The 24,112-nt window shown below is 62.4% G+C and carries 21 protein-coding genes and 1 tRNA gene; 9 read left to right on the forward strand and 13 right to left on the reverse strand.

Going from position 1 to position 24,112, the window contains the following annotated elements; all coding sequences use genetic code 11:
• The first annotated feature begins 15 nt into the window (after window positions 1-15).
• The 3 genes from H0S73_RS15070 to H0S73_RS15080 all read left to right on the forward strand — a co-directional run bounded on the left by H0S73_RS15070 (window position 16) and on the right by H0S73_RS15080 (window position 4,358).
• The gene (locus tag H0S73_RS15070) at window positions 16-1,182 is read left to right on the forward strand and encodes a glycosyltransferase family 4 protein (protein WP_181052916.1); all 1,167 of its coding nucleotides are present in this window, start codon (window positions 16-18) and stop codon (window positions 1,180-1,182) included.
• Window positions 1,183-1,637: 455 nt separating this feature from the next.
• Window positions 1,638-2,825, forward strand: coding sequence for a heparin lyase I family protein (locus H0S73_RS15075; RefSeq protein ID WP_181052917.1), 1,188 nt, complete (start codon window positions 1,638-1,640; stop codon window positions 2,823-2,825).
• Window positions 2,826-3,311: 486 nt separating this feature from the next.
• Window positions 3,312-4,358, forward strand: a complete 1,047-nt coding sequence (locus tag H0S73_RS15080; protein WP_181052918.1) for a GNAT family N-acetyltransferase — start codon at window positions 3,312-3,314, stop codon at window positions 4,356-4,358.
• 366 nt (window positions 4,359-4,724) lie between these two features.
• Here H0S73_RS15080 and H0S73_RS15085 read toward each other — a convergent pair.
• From H0S73_RS15085 to H0S73_RS15115, 7 genes are all read right to left on the reverse strand, one after another.
• Window positions 4,725-4,799, reverse strand: a tRNA-Glu gene (locus tag H0S73_RS15085).
• A 79-nt stretch (window positions 4,800-4,878) separates the two neighbouring features.
• On the reverse strand, window positions 4,879-6,690 hold the full coding sequence (gene recJ / locus H0S73_RS15090) for a single-stranded-DNA-specific exonuclease RecJ (protein WP_181052919.1): 1,812 nt from the start codon (window positions 6,688-6,690) through the stop codon (window positions 4,879-4,881).
• A gap of 101 nt (window positions 6,691-6,791) precedes the next feature.
• On the reverse strand, window positions 6,792-7,235 hold the full coding sequence (locus H0S73_RS15095) for a GNAT family N-acetyltransferase (protein ID WP_181052920.1): 444 nt from the start codon (window positions 7,233-7,235) through the stop codon (window positions 6,792-6,794).
• 139 nt (window positions 7,236-7,374) lie between these two features.
• On the reverse strand, window positions 7,375-8,373 hold the full coding sequence (glpX, locus tag H0S73_RS15100) for a class II fructose-bisphosphatase (protein ID WP_181052921.1): 999 nt from the start codon (window positions 8,371-8,373) through the stop codon (window positions 7,375-7,377).
• Between the two features lie 55 nt (window positions 8,374-8,428).
• Complete coding sequence (locus H0S73_RS15105) at window positions 8,429-9,751, reverse strand: homoserine dehydrogenase (protein WP_181052922.1); 1,323 nt, start codon at window positions 9,749-9,751, stop codon at window positions 8,429-8,431.
• A 98-nt stretch (window positions 9,752-9,849) separates the two neighbouring features.
• On the reverse strand, window positions 9,850-11,070 hold the full coding sequence (locus H0S73_RS15110) for an LL-diaminopimelate aminotransferase (RefSeq protein WP_181052923.1): 1,221 nt from the start codon (window positions 11,068-11,070) through the stop codon (window positions 9,850-9,852).
• 43 nt (window positions 11,071-11,113) lie between these two features.
• A complete protein-coding gene (locus H0S73_RS15115; RefSeq protein ID WP_181052924.1) occupies window positions 11,114-11,515 on the reverse strand; it encodes a hypothetical protein in 402 nt (133 codons plus the stop codon).
• A 111-nt stretch (window positions 11,516-11,626) separates the two neighbouring features.
• Here H0S73_RS15115 and phaC point away from each other — a divergent pair, with 111 nt between their 5' ends.
• Window positions 11,627-13,432 carry a class I poly(R)-hydroxyalkanoic acid synthase gene (gene phaC / locus H0S73_RS15120; protein ID WP_181052925.1) on the forward strand — a complete coding sequence of 602 codons (1,806 nt, stop codon included), beginning with the start codon at window positions 11,627-11,629 and terminating at the stop codon, window positions 13,430-13,432.
• Window positions 13,433-13,507: 75 nt separating this feature from the next.
• On the opposite strand, the gene H0S73_RS15125 is transcribed toward phaC, so the two are convergent.
• Window positions 13,508-14,839 carry an OmpP1/FadL family transporter gene (locus H0S73_RS15125; protein WP_181052926.1) on the reverse strand — a complete coding sequence of 444 codons (1,332 nt, stop codon included), beginning with the start codon at window positions 14,837-14,839 and terminating at the stop codon, window positions 13,508-13,510.
• 382 nt (window positions 14,840-15,221) lie between these two features.
• Between H0S73_RS15125 and H0S73_RS15130 the strand changes: the two genes are divergently transcribed.
• Complete coding sequence (locus H0S73_RS15130) at window positions 15,222-16,106, forward strand: fumarylacetoacetate hydrolase family protein (protein WP_181052927.1); 885 nt, start codon at window positions 15,222-15,224, stop codon at window positions 16,104-16,106.
• Window positions 16,107-16,178: 72 nt separating this feature from the next.
• Here the strand turns inward: H0S73_RS15130 and argC are convergent, their stop codons facing one another.
• Window positions 16,179-17,147 carry an N-acetyl-gamma-glutamyl-phosphate reductase gene (gene argC / locus H0S73_RS15135; protein WP_181052928.1) on the reverse strand — a complete coding sequence of 323 codons (969 nt, stop codon included), beginning with the start codon at window positions 17,145-17,147 and terminating at the stop codon, window positions 16,179-16,181.
• A gap of 286 nt (window positions 17,148-17,433) precedes the next feature.
• On the opposite strand from argC, the gene H0S73_RS15140 reads away from it, so the two are divergent.
• Window positions 17,434-17,934, forward strand: coding sequence for a hypothetical protein (locus H0S73_RS15140; RefSeq protein WP_181052929.1), 501 nt, complete (start codon window positions 17,434-17,436; stop codon window positions 17,932-17,934).
• 56 nt (window positions 17,935-17,990) lie between these two features.
• On the opposite strand, the gene rpsI is transcribed toward H0S73_RS15140, so the two are convergent.
• Both rpsI and rplM read right to left on the reverse strand, forming a co-directional pair.
• Window positions 17,991-18,467: a 30S ribosomal protein S9 gene (rpsI, locus tag H0S73_RS15145; protein WP_181052930.1), complete on the reverse strand. Its 477-nt coding sequence runs from the start codon at window positions 18,465-18,467 to the stop codon at window positions 17,991-17,993.
• Window positions 18,468-18,470: 3 nt separating this feature from the next.
• On the reverse strand, window positions 18,471-18,935 hold the full coding sequence (gene rplM, locus H0S73_RS15150; RefSeq protein ID WP_009492703.1) for a 50S ribosomal protein L13: 465 nt from the start codon (window positions 18,933-18,935) through the stop codon (window positions 18,471-18,473).
• A 289-nt stretch (window positions 18,936-19,224) separates the two neighbouring features.
• Between rplM and H0S73_RS15155 the strand changes: the two genes are divergently transcribed.
• A complete protein-coding gene (locus H0S73_RS15155; RefSeq protein ID WP_181052931.1) occupies window positions 19,225-19,845 on the forward strand; it encodes a glutathione S-transferase family protein in 621 nt (206 codons plus the stop codon).
• Between the two features lie 12 nt (window positions 19,846-19,857).
• Here H0S73_RS15155 and H0S73_RS15160 read toward each other — a convergent pair whose 3' ends face one another.
• Window positions 19,858-20,295, reverse strand: coding sequence for a PaaI family thioesterase (locus H0S73_RS15160; protein WP_181052932.1), 438 nt, complete (start codon window positions 20,293-20,295; stop codon window positions 19,858-19,860).
• Window positions 20,296-20,344: 49 nt separating this feature from the next.
• On the opposite strand from H0S73_RS15160, the gene H0S73_RS15165 reads away from it, so the two are divergent.
• Complete coding sequence (locus H0S73_RS15165; protein WP_246388945.1) at window positions 20,345-20,869, forward strand: CoA-binding protein; 525 nt, start codon at window positions 20,345-20,347, stop codon at window positions 20,867-20,869.
• 869 nt (window positions 20,870-21,738) lie between these two features.
• Entirely contained in the window at window positions 21,739-23,022 is a 1,284-nt protein-coding gene (locus H0S73_RS15170) for an O-acetylhomoserine aminocarboxypropyltransferase (protein ID WP_181052933.1), read from the forward strand.
• Between the two features lie 67 nt (window positions 23,023-23,089).
• Here the strand turns inward: H0S73_RS15170 and H0S73_RS15175 are convergent, their stop codons facing one another.
• Window positions 23,090-23,764 (reverse strand): ParA family protein, encoded by a 675-nt coding sequence (locus H0S73_RS15175; protein WP_181052934.1) that lies wholly within the window; start codon window positions 23,762-23,764, stop codon window positions 23,090-23,092.
• Window positions 23,765-24,112: the final 348 nt, after the last annotated feature.

Consider the following 24,112-nt stretch of genomic DNA (forward strand, 5'->3'; position numbering starts at 1 on the left):
GAGAAGCAGACACTGATGAAAGTTCTCCTCTGCGGTCCGATCGCAGAACAAGGCAAACCCGCCTTGGGCGGGTATCAAAGCGCGAACCTTCGGCTGGCAAGGCTCTTTTCGAGCCTCTCCTACGACGTCGAGCCCCTTCCCTATCCTGTTCCCCAAGGATCCCTCTTCAAGAAATCCCTCGCCTATCTATCGGGCTTCTCACACATCGTTCAAAGCCTGATGCGGTATAGGCGCCGGGCGGTCTTGCACATCACACCTCTGTGCAAGCAATTTCTACCGTTCGAGCTCGGACTTGTCCTGACTGCCAAAATGCGCGGGTTGAAGGTCGTCGTCGATCTGCGTGCCGGCAACCAGATCGAGCTCTATAACGAAAGATCTTCCGCCTATCGAACCATGTTTCGCACAATGCTGCGGCAAGCGGATGCCGTGACATACGAGGGGGAAAGGTACGCCCGGTTCATTGCGGACATCGCGCCCGGCATACCCCGTAAACTTCTGCCCAACTTCGTTCCCACCGGCTTGCCTCGGACCAAAGACACGCCGCGTCCGGCCGGAGGCCCTGTCATGATCTATGTTGGCCAGCTATCGGAAAGCAAAGGCGTCTTCCAGGCGCTGGAGATCTTCCACGAAGTAAGACGTCATGCACCTGACGCCCTCTTCTATCTTGTCGGAGCAGATACAGGCACGGTCACGCGCGTAATTCAGGAGAAGATGAGCGATGCGCATCGGGGAGTGGTCTTCACCGGATCCCTGCCCTTTGACGAAATCGTTCCTTTGCTTGATGCAGCGGATTTCTTCCTTTTCCTCACAAGATTCCCAGGGGAAGGACATTCGAACGCCCTTACGGAGGCGATGGCACGGGGCTGTGTTCCAGTTTGCACGCGGCACGGCTTCAATGCGGACGTAATCGCACGATCCGGAATCGTCATCGAAGCAGGCACGACGGCTGCGGCCGCAGCCGAGAGGATACTGGCTTGTTGGGAAAGTCACGAATGGCGGGAATTGTCCCGAGATGCCGTTCGCCGCGTCGAACACCTGTTTACACAAGCCGCCGTTGCAGCCTCACTGAATGAGATTTATCAATTATGCACTAAACGCACCTTGATGAACTGTGGCCTGGAGCACACATCCACCTCAAATGACGCAGAGGAATGTCAAGCGCATCACATATCGAAACAATAATTATTGAATTTTTCTTAATTACATTTCATTTTTCTTATAAATAACAGAATTATTTTATCTATGCACTAATTTAGTTATTCCTGTTAGCAATTCGATTTGCTTAAGCTATTTGTATATTCCATTTAATCGCATTTAACTTGCATAAATTGGCTTTATTTAAAGTTAAAAGCCCTCTTCAGGGCGTATTGCCTTCTTATTCTTGACACAATCCCAGAAAATGCCCGTCCAACGGCTAAGTTGTCGCAAATTAGCAAACAACTGTCCTATATTCACAAGACACAACCTTACGACAGCGTGTATTTCCAGTCCCCACAGATGATTTTTGATCATTTGTCCCTCCAAGTCTGCATTCATGAGTACAAGTTTTCCCTTAAGTTGATTACTTCACGCGTACTGCATGTTTAGTGCAGAGAACTAACCTTTTTAAACACATAAGATAAATTTAGGGGCTTATAATGGCTACATATTTAGAGCCGAATACTTTTAATGTTCAGAACGCCGGTCAGCCTTACAGCTATGCGTATGACGCGTCGGCGGACACGATGCGGTTCGAGGTGCGGGGCGGCGACCCGGCGGTGTTCGCGGCCTCGGGCACGCAGCGCTCGGAGGTGTCGAGCGGCAAGCACTTCGAATTCGGCCAGACCTACACGATCAGCTACAAGTTCATGATCGAGCCGGGGGCGACGAACACCGCCGACTGGCTGGTGATGGGCCAGACCCACGCGTCGGAGGACGCGGGCGACTATTCCGGCCCGCCGCCCTTCGCGGTCGAGCTGGTCGGCGAGAAGATGCGCGTCGTCGGGCGCTATTCGAAGGAGGCGGTGACCACCGCCGGCAACACGACCTTTATGAACCTGTACCAGGACAGCGCCGACATCCAGCGCGGCAAGTGGTACGACATGCAGATCACCCTGCGCTTCGATCCGGGCGGCAACGGCCAGCTCGACGTGTGGCGCGACGGCGTGCAGATCGTCGATTACAACGGCTCCCTGGGCTATAACGACCAGGTCGGCCCGTACTGGAAGAACGGCGTCTACCGTGAGGATGCCCCCGAAAGCATGGCCATCAAATACGGCGCCATCGATGTCGTTAACGGCACGGGCTCCACGCCCACCCCGACTCCGACCCCGACGCCGACGCCCACTCCGACTCCCACGCCCACTCCGACCCCGACGCCGACTCCGGAACCGACCACCCATGTGATCAATGGCACCGGCGGCAATGATACGCTTTGGGGGACATCCGGCAACGACACCATCAAAGGCTTCGACGGCGACGATCTGATCGTCGGCGACAACGGAAATGATATCCTGACGGGCGGCTCCGGTCACGACTCGTTTGCTTTCACTCTGCGTCCGACCAGAACGAACCGGGATACGATCACCGACTTCAACGTAAAGAACGACACGATCAACCTTGAGAATGCCGTGTTCAAGAAGCTCGGCGCCGACAACACCGTTCTGAAGCAGAGCTACTTCACGGTTGGATCTGCTGCGAAGGACAGCAACGACTACATCATCTATAATAACAAGACGGGCGTGCTGTCCTATGATGCCGATGCCAATGGCGCCGGGGCGCCGTCACAAATCGCAAAGCTCGCTACAGGTCTTGCGTTAACCCACCAAAACTTCTTCATCATCTGATGATTTAGAGCATCGACCCCGGATGGAAACCTAAAACCTACTTCCGGGACCGATCCAAATATTGGACTACGCATCAGGCTCGAAAGTGGAACTCCGCTTTCGAGCCTTATTCATGAGGCTGTCCTCTCGAGAAGCGGCGTCATCGTGTCGTCCGATCTCCCATCCCATGCCGGCACGCCTGAAGCGTCGACTGCAAATGTGGAAATGAGTTTTGCGAACAAAGATGCGAGAGAACAAAAACTAGCACCATCGGACATCAGTCTTAATAAACGACCGAGACCTCATCCAAAAGAAGACATCCTTCCGGCGTATCTCTTAGGCATGAGAACCCCACCATCACGGCCAAAGCGAAGAGAATTACGCTCCTAAGAAGAGATCGGAGCCGTATTCATCATCATGATAGAGGAGTTCTAGTCCTAAAGAGGCAATCTTTATTGCCGTGTTTGGTGTACGCTCCAAAGATATAAATCCCAAGCTAGGCGCCAGATGAAGGTTACAGTCTTTTCTGCCAATCAGTTGCCGGAAGAGCTGCTCACTCGCTGGGCAGAGATCCAGCAGAAGCATCCGGATCTCGGCAGCCCCTTTTTCTGCCCTGGTTTCACGCAGGCGGTGGCGGCTGTGCGGAACGACGCCCAAGTAGCGGTCATCAACGGTGGAGAAGCGTTCTTTCCATTTCAAAGAAGCTCTCTCGGATTCGGCAGGCCCATCGGCGGAGCGGTCTCGGATTACCATGGCCTCATAGCCCCTCCCGGCAAAAGATACGATCTCGTCACGCTGATGCGGGCATGCAAGCTGCTCAACTGGGATTTCGACCACGTGCCAGCCTCACAGGAAGATTTCTCTCCCTGGCAGACCATCGAGGCTAAATCCTACATCCTCGACATATCAAGCGACCAACAGGTCGTCTCCAAAGAGACACGCTCCCGCTACTCCAGCAAATTGCGAAAGCTCGAACGCGACTTTGGAGAGATCGAATTCGAGATGGAGTGCAATGATCCAGAGATCGTTCGGCTATGCCTGAGCTTGAAGTCGTCCCAATATCGCCGGAGCGGCGTGATTGATCTCTTCTCGATGCCCTGGGCCCAAGCGCTTGCGGAAACCATAGCCGCCAAGCAAGAACCGTCCTTTGCCGGCGTCACATCCGTGCTGCGAGCCGGTCGCCGGCCCGTCGCCATTCACTTCGGCATGAGGTCCAAGACAACCTGGCACTATTGGTTTCCCGCGTATGATATCGAGTTTGGTCGCTACTCCCCAGGAATGCTCCTGCTTCTCAAGATGATCTCCCGTGCACCGGAGATGAACATCAAGGCGATCGATTTCGGAAAAGGTGACACGGATTACAAGCGGCAACTGTCAAACCGCACCGTCCCGCTCATCGAAGGCTCCGCCGCAATCAGCCGCTCACTCGTCGCCCTGCGCCAGAGCCAGAGAGATCTTACCGAGTGGGTACGCCGCGCTCCGTTCGTTCAGATGATTCCGGCGCGCCTCAGAAAAGTTGCTTGGCGTGCGCAGGAATGGGCCCGTTTCAGATAAAACTCGGCTTCTGGCCCAGTTTCCGTCAACGCAGACGTCGATTAAATGGCGGGAGGCGCGTCGCATCAAGGGGAGAAGATCCATCCCTCCCGCACTCGCGGGCACCGCTTGAGCATTTCAAGCCACGAAAGTGTCGGCCAGCTTGAATCGCCCCCGACTCGGGTTGCCTTCCGTTTGGCCTCTGTGTCGGAGGTTCGAAGGGAGGCCGTAAGCACCCACCTGAAGCCTCACCGGATTTGTGCTTGATAAGCTCGGCCGGAACGTTGCATTCGCATAGAGGCAATCGCCATACCTTCGAACCACGACGGCAGACCTAACCCTCGGAAAAGAACGATCTTTTTGGCTTGCAAAGACTTAGGGGAGGTGTGGCGCGCCCTAGGGGAGTCGAACCCCTCTTTCCTGCGTGAAAGGCAGATGTCCTAACCGATAGACGAAGGGCGCGCGGTCATTCGGGGCAGTGCCTCCGAAGTGGGCGAACCTATAGATGGGTTCGTGACGCATCGCAAGCACCTGATTGGAATTATTCAGGCCTCGCAGCATCCATGATCCGCACCTCGACCTTCTCGTTCCCGCCCCACCGGTCGATGGAGAGCGTTCCGGCCACATGGACCATGTTGCCGATGGCCTGCGACAGGGCAACTCCGAGGGGTTGGCCGGCCGCCCGGAAGGCGATTCCACCGATGACGCTGCCATCGCCGCCCCTGAGCTTGACGCGCATATGGCCGCCGCTGCCCACCTCGCGGGCCTCGACAAGCCGATGCTGTGGGAAGACGAAGACCGGCTCGGGTTGTCCCTGGCCGAAGGGCCCTGCGCGCTCCAGCGCCGTGACGACAGCAGGCTGAGCGCCGGCGGCCGTCAGGGTTGAGTCGATGGCGAAGCTGTCGTTCAGGCGCGTGACGCTCACCGGATCGGTAAGCTTCTCGGTGACGAAAGCGAGAAACCGCTCCAGATCCACAGCCCGGATCGTCACGCCGGCCGCCATGGTATGGCCCCCGCCCTTGATGGCGATCCCCGCGTCGACGGCCGCCCGAACCGCATAGCCAAGATCCACGCCGGGTACGGAACGACCCGAACCGGTCGCCGTGCCGTCCGGGTTCAACGTGAAGGCGAAGGCGGGGCGGCGGAATCGCTCCTTGGTGCGGGCGGAGATCAGGCCGACCACGCCCGGGTGCCATTCGGCGGAGGCCGTCACGAGAACGGGCATGTCGGGGATGCGCTCCAGCGCCATCATCGCCTGTGCCTCGGCTTCGGCGACGGCCACGACCTCGATGGCCTGACGTTCCCGGTTGAGCCTGTCGAGCTCGGCGGCGAGCCGCCCGGCCTGCACGGGATCCTCGGTCAGCAGGAGCCGTGACCCCAGGGCCGCATCGCCGATCCGCCCGCCCGCGTTGATGCGCGGCCCGACGAGATAGCCGAGATGCCAGCTTTCCGGCGCCCCGGCGAGGCCCGCCGTGTCGAGAAGCGCCGCCAGCCCCACACGGCGGCGGCTCTTCATGATGGCGAGACCCTGGCGCACGAAGGCCCGGTTGAGGCCGGTGAGCGGCACCACGTCGGCCACGGTTGCGAGAGCGACAAGATCGAGGCTCCCCATCAGGTCAGGCTCCGGCCGGCCTTGGAAGAAGCCGCGGGCGCGGAGAGTCCGGTTCAGGGCGACCAGGGACAGGAACACGACGCCGGCCGCGCAGAGATGGCCGAGGCCCGAGAGATCGTCCTGCCGGTTCGGGTTCACGACGGCGAGCGCCTCGGGTAGTTGCTCCGGCGCCTGGTGATGGTCGAGCACGATGGGATCGAGACCGAGACGCTTCGCCTCGGCCAAAGGTTCGATGCTGGCCGTGCCGCAATCGACGGTCACGAGAATGTCGGCGCCCTGCTGCTTCAGCGCCCGGATGGCATCGACATTCGGGCCATAGCCCTCCGTGATCCGGTCGGGGATGTGGATCGCATAGTCGAGCCCGCAGGACCTCAGGTATTCGGCAAGGAGCGCCGCGCTGCAGGCGCCATCCACGTCGTAATCGCCGAAGATCGCCACCTTCTCGTTGCGCAGGACGGCATCGGCCAGACGGGAAGCCGCAGCCTCCATATCGGTCAGCACGTGCGGATCCGGCATGAGGTCCCGCAGGCGCGGGTTCAGGAAGCCTTCCGTGTCATGGATGCCTACCCCCCGCCCGGCCAGAACCCGGGAGAGCACGTCCGGCAGGCCATGGGTCTGAGCGATGGCGAGCGCAATCGTCCCCTGGGCGGCATCGCAGCGCTCGACCCAGGTGCGCCCGAGGGCGGAATTGGTGACGCCGAGGAAGGGTTTCGGCAGCTGGAGAGGAGATGATTCGGTCACAACGGGAGTCTTATCCGCGAATTGTGGTCAAAGCATCCTGGCAAAGTACCCCAGCCGTTCCGCATGTGTCATGGCCGCCCTTCGCGCATCGGCCAGGGGCGTCAGCCCAGCAAATGGCGATACTGGATGAAGCCGCTGCGTGCGGCGACCTTGTCGTAGAGTGCCTGAGCCGTCGTGTTGCTCTCGTGGGTCAGCCAGTAGACGCGGCTCGCCCCATGGGCTTCCGCCTTCTCGTAGACGGTCTCGATCAGGGCTCGCGCCACCCCTCGGCCCCTCGCCTCCTCGGCCGTGAACAGATCCTGCAGATAGCAGTAATCCGTCGTCGTCCAGGTGGAGCGGTGGTAGAGATAATGGACGATGCCGACGATCCTTCCATCGAGAATGGCCACGAGGGCGTTCATTGGCTCCCCCGGATCGAGGAACCGGCGCCATGTCGCATCCGTGACCTCAGATGGCACGGATGACTTGTAGAATGTCAGGTAGGCCTGCCAGAGGGGCTCCCAGGAGTCCCTGTCGCTTTCAGTGATGGGGCGGATTTCAATCATGTGATTTCCTGGCTTGCCCTATCGTCATGCCTAGCCTTGCGCCGGGCGTCCATTGCTTTTCGCGCCGATCCAAAACGAAGATGGCCGGGACGAGCCCGGCCACGACGCGATAGGGATCGCTCTCCCAATCCGGGATTCACTAGTCCAGGTGGAACTTCGACAGTTCCCGGTGCTCGCCGTAGATGCGGCGCACGGTGCCCGTGGCGGAACGGTAGACCACCGTCTCGGTGGTGATCACGTCCTTGCCGAAATGGACCCCCCGGGTCAGCGCACTGTCGGTCACGCCGGTCGCCGCCACGATCACGTCCCCGCGGGCGAGGTCCGTCATGTCGTATTTCCGGTTCGGATCCGTCACGCCCATCTGGAGCGCGCGGGAGCGCTTCTCCTCGGTGTCGAGGATCAGGCGGGCCTGCATCTGGCCGCCGATGCAGCGCAGGGCGCCGGCCGCCAGCACGCCCTCAGGGGCGGCGCCGATGCCGAGATAGATGTCGATCCCGGTTTCAGCCGGCTTGGTGGTGAAGATAACGCCCGCCACGTCGCCGTCCGAGATCAGGCGGACACCCGCGCCGGTCTTGCGGATGGCTGCGATGAGGTCCGCGTGGCGGGGACGGTCGAGCACGAGTGCCGTGAGTTCGTTCACCTTCACGCCCTTGGCCTTGGCCAGGCTGTGCAGGTTCTCCTCCGGGGAGGCATCGAGATCGACGACGCCGGCGGGATAGCCGGGGCCGACGGCGATCTTATGCATGTAGACATCAGGGGCCGCCAGCAGGGTCCCGGACTCGGCCATGGCCATCACGGCGATGGAGCCCGGCATGTCCTTGGCGCAGAGCGTCGTGCCTTCCAGCGGGTCGACCGCGATATCGACCTTCGGCCCCTGCTTGTTGCCGACCTTCTCGCCGATGAAGAGCATGGGAGCTTCGTCGCGCTCGCCCTCGCCGATCACCACCGTGCCGTCGATCGGGAGCTTGTTCAGCTCACGACGCATGGCGTCCACGGCGGCCTGGTCGGCGGCCTTTTCGTTGCCGCGGCCGCGCAGCCTGGCGGAGGCCACCGCCGCGCGCTCGGTGACGCGGACGAGCTCCAGGGTCAGGATGCGCTCGATGATTTGGCCCGGTTGGACGGTAATGCCTTGCGACATGGACTTGTCGTCTCCCATTTGTGATCGTCGGGGTCCGGAATGGACCGGTGTTGCGTTATTCGCGTTCGATGCGAATGACTTGGGGCGGCTCGGCGATAAGACCATCCCTTGAGATCTTTTCCAAGGCCGAGCGGATCGAAGCCTCAGTTGCCGCATAGGTGATCAGCACGAGCGAAACCGGCGCGCCCGACCGTCCATGCGGATCCTGCGTCGCGGCCACTTCCGAGCGCTTCTGCAGGATGCTCTCCAGGGAGATGTCGGCCTCGGCCATGCTCGTCGCCACACCCGCGGCGACGCCCGGACGGTCATGGACCGTCAGGCGGACGTAATAGCCGCCCTCGTGACGCTGCATCGGGGCGCGGGCAGCCTTCTCCAATTGGTCAGTCGGGGCGCCGAAAAGCGGCTGCACGTTGCCGGTGGCCACGTCGGCGATATCGGCCACGACCGCCGAGGCGGTCGCATCGCCTCCTGCGCCGGGTCCGATGAGCGTCAGTTCCCGCACCGCGTCGGCGTCGATGGTGACGGCATTGGTCACGCCCATGACCTGGGCGATAGAAGAGGTCCTCGGCACCATGGTCGGGTGCACGCGCTGCTCGATGCCGGTCTTGGTGCGCTCGGCGACGCCCAAAAGCTTGATGCGGAAGCCCAGTTCCTTGGCCATGGCAAGGTCGAGCGGCGTGATGGAGGAGATGCCCTCCACATAGATCGCATCTGCGTCGATCTCGGTGCCGAAGGCGAGGCTGGTGAGGATCGCGAGCTTGTGCGCCGTATCGAAGCCCTCGACGTCGAAGGTCGGATCGGCTTCGGCATAGCCGAGGCGCTGCGCGTCCTTCAGGCATTCGGCGAAGGTCAGCCCCTCGAGCTCCATGCGGGAAAGGATGTAGTTGCAGGTGCCGTTGAGGATGCCGTAGAGGCGCGAGATCCGGTTGGCGGGCAGCGCCTCGCGCAGGGTCTTGATGATCGGGATGCCGCCCGCAACGGATGCCTCGAAGGCCAGGGACACGCCCTTCCCTTCCGCCAGCTTCGCCAGCTCGAGACCGTGCTTGGCGAGCAGCGCCTTGTTGGCCGTGACCACGTGCTTACTGAGGGATAGAGCCGTCCGCACCGTCTCGAGGGCCGTACCGTCCGCACCGCCGACAAGCTCGACCACGCAATCCACGTTCGCTGAACGCGCCAGCTCGACCGGGCTGTCGAACCACGTGAATCGGGAGAGGTCGAAGCCGCGATCCTTGGCCCGGTCGCGAGCCGAGATGGCGACGACTTCGACCGGACGCCCGCCACGCTGGGCGACAGCCTCGTTCTGGCGGTCGAGAATGCGAATGACCGATGCGCCGACGGTGCCGAGGCCGGCAATGCCGACCCGAAGGGGACGTGTCACGAACAACAGCTCCTCAAAATGTCGGGCTGCTTTTACGACCGCCAAGGTGTCCTGTCCATGCGGACGCGGAATCCTCGTGGATTCCGCCCCCGCGGAGATCAGCCCCGGCGCACCATCGGCACCACGTTGTGGAGCGTCTGGTCAGCATTATCGAAGAACTTGCGGATGTTGCGGGCGGCCTGGCGGATGCGCTGCTCGTTTTCCACAAGGGCGATGCGCACATGATCGTCGCCGTGCTCGCCGAAGCCGATTCCCGGCGCCACCGCCACATCGGCTTTCTCCACCAGGAGCTTGGAGAATTCGAGGCTGCCCATCGACCGGAACTTTTCCGGGATCTGCACCCAGGCGAACATGGAGGCGGTCGGCTCGGGAACCTCCCAGCCGGCCTTGGCGAAGGACTCGACCATCACGTCCCGGCGGCGCTTGTAGGTGGCGCGCATCTCGCGGATGCAGTCGTCCGGCCCGTTGAGGGCGGCGGTCGCCGCCACCTGGACCGGCGTGAAGGCGCCGTAATCGAGATAGGACTTCACCCGGGCCAGTGCCGCCAGAAGGCGCTCGTTGCCGACCGCGAAACCGATGCGCCAGCCGGCCATGGAGAAGGTCTTGGACATGGAGGTGAACTCCACCGCCACGTCGATGGCGCCGGGCACCTGCAGGATGGAGGGTGGCGGGTTCGACTCGTCGAAATAGACCTCCGAATAGGCCAGATCCGACAGCAGGATCAGCTCGTGCTTCTTCGCGAAGGCCACGAGGTCCCGGTAGAAATCCAGGGACGCCACGTAGGCGGTCGGGTTCGACGGATAGCAGACGACGAGGGCGACGGGCTTCGGGATCGAGTGCGCCACCGCCCGCTCGGCCGCCACGAAGAACTCGGGCGTCGGCTCGGCCGGGACCGACCGGATGACGCCGCCGGCCATGAGGAAGCCGAAGGCGTGGATCGGGTAGCTCGGATTCGGCACCAGAATCACGTCGCCGGGCTCGGTGATCGCCTGGGCCATGTTGGCGAAGCCCTCCTTGGACCCCAGCGTCGCCACCACCTGGGTGTCGGGGTTGAGCTTCACCCCGAAGCGGCGCTCGTAATAGCCGGCCTGGGCCCGGCGCAGCCCGCCGATGCCCTTGGAGGCGGAGTAGCGGTCCGTGCGCGGCTTGCCGACGGTCTCGACGAGCTTGTCGATGACGTGCTGAGGTGCCTGAAGGTCCGGATTGCCCATGCCGAGGTCGATGATGTCGGCGCCGTTGGCCCGTGCGGCGGCCTTGATGCGGTTGACCTGCTCGAAGACGTAAGGCGGAAGGCGCTTAATCCGGTAAAAGTCAGGCATGGGTCTCGTCCTCGGGCGGAATCACAGGATTCCGGTATAGGTTCTAAGGCGTTCTCTTGGAATTCGTCTTCTGGCGCGTCTGCTGCGACGTGTTGGCCGGAATCTTGACCGGCTCCGGAGGCGGCGTGTTGCCGAGTTCGGCGGCTGCGGCACCGGCGGCCTCGTTCCGGGCCCGTATGGCATCGAGTTCCGCCTCGGCGGCCTTGATCTCGTCAGCGGTTCTTGCCGGCGTCTGCCGGGCCGGAACGGCCGTGCCGATCGGCATGTATTCCAGGTTCGCCGGCCTGGACTGAACCACGAAGTCCTGGCTCGCCGCCGTCTGCGGACCAGCCCCTACGGCACTAGCCACATCCCTGACGGGATTGAAGCCGCCGTTGCAGCCGGCAACCAGCATCGTTACGGCAACGGCCGACGCGCAGCGGATCAGAAAGGGCTTCATACGCATTGTGATACCTAAGATCTGCAACATGACTCTGGCATACCCGACGGGTCGAACGGTAAGATGTCGGAAATGCGGCTTGCGAGCAATGCTGCTGCGATAGAGGGAGATCGCCTTATGGACAAGCCATACGGTGAGGAGAAGACTCAAAGCCCCGTCCCGGACTTCGATGAACTCTCCCGTAACATGGCGCGCTTCGTCGAGGGAGCCGGCAAGGCTGCAGCCGCCTACCTCAAGCCCGTCCAGGAAGGCCAAGCTCCGGCCGAACTCTCGAGTGACGCTTCGGAAGCCATCAAGTCCCTCGGTCGCGTGGCCGAAGTTTGGATGAGCGATCCGCAGAAGAGCTTCGAGGCGCAGTCCCGTCTCGGAACGCAATTCCTGTCGCTCTGGGCCTCGACCCTGAAACGCGCGCAGGGGGAGCCCGCCGACCCGGTGGCCGAGCCCGAGCCCAGGGACAACCGCTTCAAGGACCCGGAATGGTCCGAGAATCCCATTTTCGACTTCCTGAAACAGGCTTATCTCATCTCGTCCCGCTGGGCCGAGGATCTCGTCGAGAACGCCGAAGGACTCGATGAACGGACGCGGCACAAGGCGCAGTTCTACCTCAAGCAGCTCTCGAGCGCGCTGTCGCCGTCCAACTTCCTGCTGACAAACCCGGAACTCATCCGCGAGACCCTCAAGGAGAACGGGGCCAATCTCGTGCGTGGCGTGAGCATGCTGGCGGAGGACATCGAAGCCGGCGGCGGCGAATTGAAGATCCGGCAATCGGACACGAGCCGGTTCAAGGTGGGCGAAAACATCGCCACCACGCCAGGCAAGGTGATCTTCCGCAACGACCTGATCGAGCTGATCCAATACGCCCCCGTCACGGAAAAGGTCCTCAAGCGGCCGCTGCTGATCGTGCCGCCCTGGATCAACAAGTTCTACATCCTCGATCTCAATCCGGAGAAAAGCTTCATCCGCTGGGCGGTCTCGCAGGGGCTCACCGTCTTCTGCATCTCCTGGGTGAACCCGGCCGAGCAGCACGCCGAAAAAGGCTTCGAGCACTACATGGTCGACGGCATCTTCGCCGCGCTCGACGCCATCGAGCAGGCGACGGGAGAGAAAAAGGTCACGGCCATCGGCTATTGCGTCGGCGGCACGCTGCTGGCCACCACCCTCGCCTACATGGCAGCCAAGCGCGACAAGCGGATCGACAGCGCCACCTTCTTCACCGCGCAGGTGGATTTCACCCATGCGGGCGATCTGAAGATCTTCGCCGGCGAGGAGGAGGTCCGCAGCCTCGAAGCCACCATGAAGAAGCGCGGCTACCTCGAAGGCTCGCGCATGGCCAATGCGTTCAACATGCTGCGGCCCAACGATCTGATCTGGCCCTATGTGGTCAACGTCTACATGAAGGGACAGTCGCCCTTCCCGTTCGACCTGCTCTACTGGAATGCCGATTCCACCCGCATGCCTGCGGCGAACCACGCCTTCTATCTTCGCAACTGCTACCTCGAGAACAGGCTCGCCAAGGGCGAGATGGAGCTTGCCGGCGTGAAACTGGACCTGAGGAAGGTGAAAATCCCGGTCTTCAACCTCGCCACGAAGGAGGACCACATCGCCCCGGCCCGCTCTGTGTTCGTCGGTTCGAAGATGTTCGGCGGGCCGGTCGATTACGTGCTCGCCGGCTCCGGCCACATCGCCGGAGTGGTCAATTCCCCCAGCAAGCCGAAGTACCAGTTCTGGACCGGCGGCCCCGTCGAGGGGGAGCTGGAGGATTGGGTGAAGCAGGCGACCGAGACGTCCGGCTCCTGGTGGCCCTACTGGTTCGACTGGATCAAGGCCCAGGCCCCCCGGATGGTCGCCGCGCGAGAGCCCGGAGGCGGCAAGCTGGAGCCGCTCTGCGACGCGCCGGGCACCTATGTTCTGGAAAAATCCTGACGCCCTTGAAGCATCCCACCCCAAAGAAAAAGGCCGGCGGATCTGCCGGCCTTCTTATCGTCAGCTCGGGAAAGCTCAGTACTTGCGAACGAGCGGAACGGCCGGGATCGCGACCTTCGGGTTGTCCCAACGATAGCGCAGGCCAGCCGAGATGATATCCACGGAGGCATCCACGTCCGCCACGAAGGGGAGCCCCTCGAAGTCCTGATGCCCGGGAAGGATGCGGATATCCGTCTCCCTCGTGAAGATGTGCGTATAAGCCACGTCGAAGGACAGGCGGTCGTTCCACTGGTAGCCCACACCGATCGACGCCCAGATGCGGTCGTTGTCGGGGAGACGGGTGGAGCGGATCTCCGTATCGATCGGCGATTGCTCGTAGGCGAGACCCGCGCGCAGGGTCCACTGATCGTTCAGCTTGTAATCCGCGCCGAGGGAGTAGAAGAACCCGTCCTCGTAGTTGAGCGGAATGTCGGTGACGGCGCCGCCGCCGGGCCCGATCACGAGAGGCGTCTTGAGAACGCTCCAGTTCGTCCACTCGAAGCCAGCATGGACCGTGATCGCCGGGGTGATGACCTGCGAAATGCCGACCGTCAACTGATCGGGGGTCTTCAGCTTCGCGGTGATCGGAAGGTTGGCGAAGGGACCGATGGAACCGAAGGGAGCCTGCAGGCTGCCCTCGAGCTCATGCTCGACCTGGGAACGGTAGCCGATACCGATGGTCGTACCGGCGAAAGGCGTGATCGTCACGCCGGCCGTGAAGCCGAAGCCGATATCGTCGCCGTCGAGGACAGCGCTCGGGGCGCCGGGCAGAGTCGCGGAGGCGCCGGGAGCGCCCGGGAAGGGCACAGCCCTCTTGAGGCGGATGTCGAAGTACTGCAGCGACGGGCCGACCGCGAACGAGAACCAGTCGTTCACCTTCACGCCCAGGACCGGATTGACGTTCACGGAGAAGATCCGGGACGAACGCGAGTAGAGCTGACCCGACCAGTTCTGGCGCGGATCGGTCACGAGGCCATAGGGCGAGGTGCTGGAAAGACCGACCCAGAGCATGTCGTTGATCTGGAAGGAGCTGTATCCGGCCGGAACCAGCGCATCCTGACCGATATCGCCTGAGCCGCCGAACACGAAGGTCGGAACGGACGGAAGCGGGTTGATGTCGACCTGCGGGATAACGAGCGAAGCATGCCCCTCGCTCCACCAGCCCGGCATCATCGTGATGACGGCCGGGTTCCAGAACATGGAGGAGAGGTAACCGGAACCGGAGGCGGCGCCTGCGAAGGAATAGCCCTGCGCCGTGGCGCTCTGCTCGCGCAGCGCGAAGGCACCCGCATGCGCGCTGCCCTGAGCGGCGATGAGCGCTGCGGCGGAAACCGCGGCCAGCGACAAGGAACGAGAGAGAAGACCCATGGAGATTTCCTGCCCTTATGCTTTTTGTGCGGGAGAATCCCGCCGTAAGGGCAATGTGCCAATGCTTAATTTTGGCCGCAATCCTTTCGTGAAACGCGAAGAGCGAATTAACAATTTCTAAATTCGGCTTCTTACTTTCCTGTTTTACTTCCATTTACGTAACTGGCGCCGAATAAGCGGAAAGTACGCGCCAATGGTTCATATGTAAACCGATGTATAGTCGGCCCTCATCTTGGGGCGGGCCGACTGTCGCCTGGACGTGGAAATCCGGCGCTTTGTTCGTTCTCGTGGCAAAACGGCAACATATTTGCGCCTGAAACATGCATTGTAGCTCGGCGCATTCGCGCCAATTATGCACGTGCCGTTACGATAGGAGCGCCTGATGAAGCTGGTGAGATTTGGAGACGCTGGACAGGAGAAGCCGGGACTGATCGATTCCAGCGGCCAGATCCGGGATCTGTCGGGCATCGTCGCCGACATCGATGGTTCTTCCCTGTCATCCGGAACCCTGGAGCGCATCCGCAAGACCGATCCTGCCACCCTCCCCGTCGTTCCGTCGGGCCAGCGCCTGGGCGCCTGCGTCGGACGGGTGCGCAACTTCATCGCCATCGGGCTGAACTACGCCGACCATGCGGCCGAGACGGGTGCGCCCATTCCGGCGGAACCGATCGTCTTCAACAAGGCCCCGTCCTGCATCGTCGGGCCCAATGACGACGTGATCATCCCGCGCGGGTCGCAGAAGACCGATTGGGAGGTGGAGCTCGCCATCGTGATCGGCGAACGAGCATCCTATGTGGGCGCCAACGAGGCGGTCGATTACGTCGCCGGCTACTGCGTCTGCAACGACGTGTCGGAGCGCGAATACCAGCTGGAGCGCGGCGGCACCTGGACCAAGGGCAAGGGCTGCCCGACCTTCGGCCCCCTTGGCCCCTGGCTCGTCACGAAGGACGAGGTGCCCAATCCGCAGAACCTCTCCATGTGGCTCGACGTCAACGGCGAGCGCGTGCAGAACGGCTCGACCCAGACCATGATCTTCAACGTGGCGCAGATCGTCTCATACGTGTCGCATTTCATGATCCTCGAGCCCGGTGACGTGATCACCACCGGCACCCCGCCCGGCGTCGGCATGGGCATGAAGCCCCAGCGCTATCTGAAGGCCGGCGACGTGGTGTCCCTCGGCATCGAAGGCCTCGGCGAGCAGCGCCAGCGCTTCGTCGCCTTCGACGGGCCACAGGTCGACACCAGCAAGAGCTGGAAGGGGCAGTAACGCCCCTACCCAAGATGCAGCTACGTCATGGCCGGCCTCGTGCCGGCCATCTTGATCCGGAACAGTGCGGCCTCAGACGAGCCCCAGCATCAGCTGGATGTTCTGCACGGCCGCGCCGGACGCACCCTTGCCGAGATTGTCGAGCCGGGCCACCAGGACGGCGTGGTTGTAGCTGTCGTTCTTGAAGACGAAGAGTTCCAGCCGGTCGGTATCGTTCAGGGCCTCCGGCTCGATCCGCTCGACTTTCCTGCCGTCCCGGAGCGTCGGCACGACGCTGACGAGGCCGCCGTCCTGGTAATGCTTCAGGAGAGATTCCTGGAGGTCGGCGGCCTTCGGCTTGCCGGGCAGCAGATCGAGATGCAGCGGCACGCTCACGAGCATGCCCTGCCGGAAATTGCCCACGGACGGAATGAAGATCGGCCGCCGGGTCAGGCCGGTATATTTCTGCAGTTCGGGCACGTGCTTGTGCTCGAAGCCGAGACCATAAAGTTCGAAGGACGGGGCCGTGCCGGCCTCATAGGCTTCGATCATCGCGCGCCCGCCGCCGCTATAGCCGCTGACGGCGTTCACGCTGATCGGGTAATCGGCCGGAACGAGGCCCGCATCGACCAGCGGCCGGATGAGCGCGATGGCGCCTGTCGGATAGCACCCGGGATTGGCCACCCGGTCCGCCTCGGCAACCGCCTCCCGCTGAACGGGGTCGAGTTCGGCAAAGCCGTAGACCCAGCCGGGGGCGACCCGGTGGGCGGTGCTGGCATCGAGGATCTTCGGCTTCCTGCCGCTCAGGGCGTCGACGAGGCTCACGGTCTCCCGGGCGGCATCGTCGTGAAGGCAGAGCACCACGAGATCCACATCGGCCAGGATCTCCCGCTTGGCTTGCGGGTCCTTGCGCCGCTCGGGATCGATGCTGCGGAGGGCGACGCCCTTCACGTCCTTCAGGCGCTCGCGGATGCCGAGGCCCGTGGTGCCGGCCTCGCCGTCGATGAAGACCGTCCTGGTCTGCTGGTCGAAGGCTGATGATCTGTCGAGCGTCGCGGTCATGGTCGATCCAATCTGTCGTCGATGCTGGAGATAGGGCGAAACGCTTCAGCCCCGCAAGGTTTCAGAAAAACAAAAGCCGCGCTCCTGGCGCGGCTGGCAGACGAGCGGACGAACAGCCCTCATCGCAGGCGCGCAGGCGCGGCGAAGAAGCAACGTCGGATGTCTGAAAAGATCGTCATGAGCGGATCTATGCCGTCACGAGGCCACGCTTGTCAAGGAACCGCATCGGAACCAGCGAGCGCCCCCGAGGTTGCCACCGCAGTCTCAGGTCAGATAGGCGGATCGCATGGCAGGCACGGCGAAGAAGACCAATCCCAAGCTCTGGGAGACGGTGAAGGCGAAGGTGACAAAGGGGGCGAAGGGCGGCAAACCCGGTCAGTGGTCGGCTCGCAAAGCCCAGATGGCAGTCGCGGAATACAAGAAGGAAGGCGGCAGCTACGAGGGCCGCAAGTCCGCCGCCAATCATCTCCGGAAATGGGAGGATGAGGATTGGGGCACGAAGTCCGGCCGGAAGAGCGGCGAGACCGGAGAGCGCTACCTGCCGGCGAAGAGCCGCAAGGCGCTGACGGACGGCGAGTACAAGCGAACCACCGAGAAGAAGCGGGCCGACACGCGCAAGGGCCGACAATTCTCCAAGCAGCCGCGGGACATCGCCAAGAAGGCCGCCGCCGCGCGAAAGACCCCGTCTTCCGTCACCAAGGCGCAGCTCATGAAGCGGGCGCGCCGGCGGGACATTCCCGGCCGCTCGCGCATGACCAAGGCCGAACTGGAACGCGCCCTGGCCTGAACGCGAAAAGGGCGGCCCGAGAGCCGCCCTTTCCGAAATGTCTGCTTGAAGAAGCCTTAGCGCTTCGAGAACTGGAAGCTGCGGCGAGCCTTCTTCTTACCGTACTTCTTACGCTCGACGACGCGCGGATCGCGGGTCAGGAAGCCTTCCTTCTTGAGCGGGCCGCGAAGCTCCGGCTCATAGTAGGTCAGCGCCTTGGCGAGGCCGTGACGGACCGCGCCGGCCTGGCCGGAGAGACCGCCACCGTCGACGTTGACGGTGATGTCGTACTGGCCTTCGCGCTGGGCGATCTGAAGCGGCTGAGCGAGGATCATGCGCAGCACGGGACGGGCGAAGTACACCTCGGCCGAACGGCCGTTGATGACGATCTTGCCGGAGCCGGGCTTGATCCACACGCGGGCGACAGCGTCCTTACGCTTGCCGGTGGCATAAGCGCGGCCGTGCGCGTCAAGCTTCTGGACGTGCTTCGGAGCTTCCGGAGCGGCGGCCTGGGCGTTCTGGCCCAGATCGGCGAGAGACTGAAGAGTCGCCATGGATTAGGCCCTCACGTTCTTGGCATTGAGGGCAGCAACGTCCAGGACCTCAGGCTGCTGAGCGGTATGCGGATGCTCAGCGCCGCCATAGACGCGCAGGTTGCCCATGATCTGACGGAAAAGCGGGCCGCGGGGGAGCATGCGCTCCACAGCCTTCTCGACCACGCGCTCAGGGAAGCGGCCGTCGAGAATGAACTTCGCGGTGCGCTCCTTGATGCCGCCCGGATAACCGGTGTGGTGATAGTACACCTTCTGCTCGCGCTTGCGGCCGGTGAACACCACCTTGTCGGCGTTGATGACGATGACGTTGTCGCCGCAGTCGACGTGGGGCGTGTAGTTCGCCTTGTGCTTGCCGCGCAAGCGCATGGCAACGACCGAAGCGAGACGGCCCACAACGAGGCCCTTCGCGTCGATCACAACCCACTTCTTCTCGACCTCGGCGGGCTTCAGCGAAGTCGTAGTCTTCATTGCGCTGTATCCCGTTGGAGCCATATGGCTCAGGTTCTGAAAACGACAAACCGCCGCGAGATGCGGCGGCGAGTGACAGCTGTTTAGTAAGATCGAACCCTGAAGTCAACAGCAATATCGACCGTACGGACTCCGGAAAACCCTTATAAAACAAGCGTTAGCAATCGCAAGGTATCTTGACACCACACATATGGTATCGAAATACCGCATGCCTTTTGGCTTCGATCCGTTTGCCGCTATGCTCACCTGCCGCGGTACGTCCCGTTCCGCAGATTCGGAGAGGCTCCCGATGACCGACGAACTGATTTTCTTCACGAATCCCATGTCCCGCGGGCGCATCGCCCGCTGGATGCTGGAGGAAGCAGGATGCGCCTATCGCACGGAGGTCCTCGACTTCGGTCCGGACATGAAGTCGCCAGGCTATCTGGCCATCAATCCCATGGGGAAGGTGCCGGCGATCCTTCACGAGGGAAAGATCGTCACCGAGGCAGCGGCGATCTGCGCCTATCTGGCCGATGCCTTCCCCGAGGCCGGTCTCGCCCCGCCCCTGTCGGAGCGGGCCGCCTATTACCGGTGGATGTTCTTTGCGGCAGGCCCGGTGGAAGCCTCCTTGAGCAACAAGGCATTCGGCTTCGAGGTCCCGACCGAGCGACGCGGCATGGTCGGCTACGGCAGCATCGAGAATGTGGTCGATGCCCTGGACTATGCCGTCACCCAATCCGAGTACATCGCGGGCGACCGCTTCACCGCCGCCGATGTCTATGTCGGCTCTCAGATCGGCTGGGGCATGATGTTCGGCACTCTGGAGAAGCGGCCCGCCTTCGAAGCCTATTGGCAGCGCATCAGCTCGCGCCCCGCCGCCGTGCGGGCGCGGGAGATCGACGATGCGCTCGCGCCGCCCAAGGCTTAAGTCATTCCGAGCCTAGCGACGCTCAGGGATCGAATAGGTCCCGGTTGCATGGCAGACCACGTCGGGGCTGCCTTCGGACATGATCGACACATCGCCGACCGCCAAGCGCTTGCCGAGCTTGAGCAGGCGGCAATCGGCGATCAGGGCGTGGGGCTCGGGCTTCCTTAGGAAGTTGAAGTTGAGGCTCGTGGTGACGGCAAGCGCCACGGGGCCGATATGGGCGAGAATGGCGGCATAGAGCGCCAGGTCCGCCAGCGCCATCATGGCCGGTCCCGAGATGGTGCCTCCCGGACGCAAATGGCGCTCGTGGTATTCCATGCGCATCCGTGCCGAAAGCGGCCCGATCTCATCCACGAAGTAGCTGCGGCCTCCCGCGTGCATCTGCGGGAATTCCCGGTCGAGGAACGCCGTCAGCTCTTCTTTCGTCATGATCGGGTGATGCGAAGCCATGCGTCGAATGCTCATTGAACTGCCCTGCCCTATCCCATACGTTCCCTTCATGAACCACGACAATTATCCGAACGATTACATCCGCGGCATCCTCAACGGCGTGAAGACCATCGCGCTCGTCGGCGCCTCGCAGAATCCCGCCCGGCCGAGCTGGATCGTGACCAAATACCTGCTGGAGCGGGGCTATGACGTCATCCCGATCAATCCGGGCCTCGCCGGGGGCGAGCTTCTCGGCAAGACGGTCTACGCCTCCCTCAAGGACGTGCCCGTTCCCGTCGACATGGTCGAGATCTTCCGCAACTCGGAAGCCGCCGGACCGATCACCGACGAGGCCCTGGCGCTCGATCCGCTGCCGAAGGTCCTCTGGATGCAGCTCTCCGTCCGCAACGACGAGGCAGCCGCGAAGGCGGAAGCGAAGGGCCTGAAGGTGGTGATGGACCGCTGCCCCAAGATCGAGTTCGGACGGCTGTCCGGCGAGATCTCCTGGCAGGGCGTGAACTCGCGGATGCTCAGTTCCAAGAAGCCGGTTCTGTCGGGCAAAGGATTCCAGAAGCTCAGCCTCAACCGGCCTTGAGGCCTCGCAAAGCACGATGAGCTTGTGCCGGCCATTCCACTCGGACGAGTACCCTCGCTGTCATTCCCGGCCGCAGCGCAGCGGAGGGGAAGGGAATCCATGGCTCTGCGCGTGATCATGGATCCCCTTCCCGCACTGCGTGCGCCGGGACCGACACCCCCACGTCATGGCCGGCCTTGTTGCGGCCACGCACGTTTTGCTTGCCATCCCTCCGGCCTCATCCTGAGGCGCCCCGCCGTGGCGTCGCGAAGGAGGAACCAGTGCGCGCGGGCCGATCCTTCGAGACGCCGCTGCGCTGCTCCTCGGGATGAGGGCTCCGGGTGCGAGGCGAGGGTTATGTTCTCACTTTGTTCTTGACAGGGCGAATAACCTTGGCTATATCGTTGCCCTAGATCTGCTCTGACGAGGGGCGCGCTCGCGAGGCGTCGCAAGAGTGAGAGCAGGCACGGTCCCGCCGCAGGCCTCGCAATCCTGTGGTCGCGGGAGGTCGACCTTGGGGGCTCCCCAGCTGGTCCACCTGAAAAGAACCGTGCGCGAAGCGGCCGTCCGGCTCTTCCATCAACACACACGAGCGAGCCGGGCTGCCCGACGCGCCACCCTCGAACCCGAAAGGCTCGCAGCGCAAGCTGCGGGCCCCACGGTGCTGGCTCTTTGACAGAGATGCACAAGACCTGCTGTTGCCATGCGCAGTGCCGCCCTCAGCGATATCCCGAATGGGCTTCGGAGCACCTCGGATGCTCCAGGACCCAGGCTCACGCTTTCTGCTCGGGAGAGAATGTCGATCGCCTCCGTGAACAAGACCCTGCTTGACGGAAGAACAATACGTTCTTTAAATAGAACGCGCCCACTTCCTAGAGGAACGCCCAACCATGACCGACCGTCTGCCAGGCTTCAACACGCTCGCCATCCATGCCGGAGCGGCTCCCGATGCTGCGACCGGTGCCCGCGCGACGCCGATCTATCAGACCACGTCCTTCGTCTTCGACGACGTCGACCATGCCGCCTCGCTCTTCGGCCTTCAGGCGTTCGGCAACATCTATTCCCGTATCGGCAATCCGACCTGCGCGGTGCTCGAGGAGCGAGTCGCCGCCTTGGAAGGCGGCACGGCGGCGCTGGCCGTGGCTTCGGGCCACGCGGCGGAATTCCTGACCTTCCACACCCTGCTCCAGCCGGGCGACGAGTTCATCGCGGCCAAGAAGCTCTATGGCGGCTCGATCAACCAGTTCAACCATGCCTACAAGAATTTCGGCTGGAACGTGGTCTGGGCCGATTCGGACGACCCGTCCTCCTTCGAAGCCGCCATCACGCCGAAGACCAAGGCGATCTTCGTCGAATCCATCGCCAATCCGGGCGGCGTGATCGTCGACCTCCAGGCCATTGCGGCCATCGCCAAGAAACACCGCATTCCGTTCATCGTCGACAACACGATGGCCTCTCCCTACCTGATCCGTCCCTTCGAGCACGGCGCGGACATCATCGTCCACTCGGCCACCAAGTTCCTCGGCGGCCATGGCAACTCAGTGGGCGGCCTGATCGTCGACGGCGGGTCGTTCAACTTCGCGGGTGACGACCGCTATCCGATGCTGTCGAAGCCCCGGCCGGAATATGCCGGCATGGTGCTGGGCGAGACCTTCGGCAATTTCGGCTTCGCCATCGCCTGCCGCGTGCTCGGCCTGCGCGACCTCGGCCCGGCGCTCTCGCCCTTCAATGCCTTCCTGATCCTCAACGGCATCGAGACCCTGCCCCTGCGCATGCAGCGTCACTCGGACAACGCGCTGACCGTCGCGGAGCATCTGCAGGGCCATGAGAAGATATCCTGGGTCAGCTATCCGGGCCTGCGCTCGGACCGCTATCACAACCTCGCCAAGCAGTATTGCCCCAAGGGCGCCGGCGCGGTGTTCACCTTCGGGCTCAAGGGCGGCTACGAGGCCGGCGTGAAGCTCGTCTCGAACCTGAAGCTGTTCTCGCACCTGGCGAATATCGGCGATACCCGCTCCCTCGTGATCCACCCCGCCTCGACCACGCACCGCCAGCTGACCGATGAGCAGAAAACGCAAGCCGGAGCGGGCCCCGAGGTGGTGCGCCTCTCCATCGGTCTCGAGGACACGCAGGACCTGATCGACGACCTCAACCAGGCTCTCGACGCAGCGTAAACGGGGCCGAACGAAGGCAAACAAAAAGGGCGGCTCCCGGGCCGCCCTTTCGCTTAAGAAGCAGTGCTTAAGCCGCGCGAGAAGAGCCGGCTTTCTTGTAGGTATTGTGGATCGCGTTGAGCGAGCGCTCGAGTGCCGTCCAGAGTCGACCGATTTCGTCGGCCCCCTGCGAGCTTGCATCGTATTCCCGTGCGCCCTCGCCCGTCGCGAGAGACAGGGTCAGTTCGGGCCGATGGGTGATCTGGCCGGCCCAGACCGGGACCTGGAGCGCGTTCAAGGCGCCGCGCGCATCGGCCACCACATGAGCTTCCGTATCGCCATGCTTGGCCGGAGCAGCGTTGATCACAGCGGCATACGGCTTGCGGTGCTCGCGGGCGATGGCGACCGTATCCTGCAGGGCCGCGATGTCGAACAGGCTCGCCCGGGTGGGAACGATCACGAGGGTCGCTTGCTTGATCGCTTCGGCGACGATCGCAGACTTGTTCGGCGGCGTATCGACGAGCACCCACTCGTAGCCATCGCGCTTGGCCTGCTTGATGGCCTCGTCGATGTTGCGCACATTGTGCTTGAGGCCCAGGAACTCCTGGTTGCGGATCTTGTGCCAGAGGGACAGGGAGCCCTGCGGATCGTTGTCGATCAGCAATGTGGGGCGGGAAGGGTTGGCGATATAACTCGCGAGGTGAGCAGCAAGCGTGCTCTTACCCGAGCCGCCTTTCCGCGAAGCAAAGACCAGCACATTCATGCCTGACTCCTCATAAGCCTGTTCCTACAGCCCTGCGCCTAGGGGTTAACCTATCTTAATATTGTTCACCTGTACCAGAGCAAGCACTGATTTCCTAAATCCCGACGTATTCCCAAGGCGAATTTCACTTAGGACGGGTTTGACGGCTCGACTTCGGTCCATTGCGCGCGGCGAATTCCGTCCGCACAGACCTCGAAAGGGTCTGACGAAGTCCTGATGAAAGCAGAAAGAGGCACTCGGAAATTGATCCGGACGGAAATTGAGAAGAATGCGCCGATAGGAACGATCCGCTTCGGTTTCACCCATCTCCGCCTCGCGTGGATCCCATTTAAAACAGTTTTAGGAGCC

Origin of the sequence: Microvirga mediterraneensis, from assembly GCF_013520865.1 — a bacterium.
GTDB lineage: Bacteria > Pseudomonadota > Alphaproteobacteria > Rhizobiales > Beijerinckiaceae > Microvirga > Microvirga mediterraneensis.

Coding starts and splice junctions, on each gene's coding strand:
- H0S73_RS15095 (WP_181052920.1), bottom strand. CDS start 7,235: ATGATTGAAATCCGCCCCATCACTGAAAGCGACAGGGACTCCTGGGAG.
- H0S73_RS15070 (WP_181052916.1), top strand. CDS start 16: ATGAAAGTTCTCCTCTGCGGTCCGATCGCAGAACAAGGCAAACCCGCC.
- H0S73_RS15130 (WP_181052927.1), top strand. CDS start 15,222: ATGAAGCTGGTGAGATTTGGAGACGCTGGACAGGAGAAGCCGGGACTG.
- H0S73_RS15140 (WP_181052929.1), top strand. CDS start 17,434: ATGGCAGGCACGGCGAAGAAGACCAATCCCAAGCTCTGGGAGACGGTG.
- glpX (WP_181052921.1), bottom strand. CDS start 8,373: ATGTCGCAAGGCATTACCGTCCAACCGGGCCAAATCATCGAGCGCATC.
- H0S73_RS15160 (WP_181052932.1), bottom strand. CDS start 20,295: ATGGCTTCGCATCACCCGATCATGACGAAAGAAGAGCTGACGGCGTTC.
- H0S73_RS15115 (WP_181052924.1), bottom strand. CDS start 11,515: ATGCGTATGAAGCCCTTTCTGATCCGCTGCGCGTCGGCCGTTGCCGTA.
- H0S73_RS15110 (WP_181052923.1), bottom strand. CDS start 11,070: ATGCCTGACTTTTACCGGATTAAGCGCCTTCCGCCTTACGTCTTCGAG.
- H0S73_RS15125 (WP_181052926.1), bottom strand. CDS start 14,839: ATGGGTCTTCTCTCTCGTTCCTTGTCGCTGGCCGCGGTTTCCGCCGCA.
- H0S73_RS15170 (WP_181052933.1), top strand. CDS start 21,739: ATGACCGACCGTCTGCCAGGCTTCAACACGCTCGCCATCCATGCCGGA.
- H0S73_RS15080 (WP_181052918.1), top strand. CDS start 3,312: ATGAAGGTTACAGTCTTTTCTGCCAATCAGTTGCCGGAAGAGCTGCTC.
- argC (WP_181052928.1), bottom strand. CDS start 17,147: ATGACCGCGACGCTCGACAGATCATCAGCCTTCGACCAGCAGACCAGG.
- rplM (WP_009492703.1), bottom strand. CDS start 18,935: ATGAAGACTACGACTTCGCTGAAGCCCGCCGAGGTCGAGAAGAAGTGG.
- H0S73_RS15075 (WP_181052917.1), top strand. CDS start 1,638: ATGGCTACATATTTAGAGCCGAATACTTTTAATGTTCAGAACGCCGGT.
- H0S73_RS15175 (WP_181052934.1), bottom strand. CDS start 23,764: ATGAATGTGCTGGTCTTTGCTTCGCGGAAAGGCGGCTCGGGTAAGAGC.
- H0S73_RS15165 (WP_246388945.1), top strand. CDS start 20,345: ATGAACCACGACAATTATCCGAACGATTACATCCGCGGCATCCTCAAC.
- H0S73_RS15155 (WP_181052931.1), top strand. CDS start 19,225: ATGACCGACGAACTGATTTTCTTCACGAATCCCATGTCCCGCGGGCGC.
- phaC (WP_181052925.1), top strand. CDS start 11,627: ATGGACAAGCCATACGGTGAGGAGAAGACTCAAAGCCCCGTCCCGGAC.
- rpsI (WP_181052930.1), bottom strand. CDS start 18,467: ATGGCGACTCTTCAGTCTCTCGCCGATCTGGGCCAGAACGCCCAGGCC.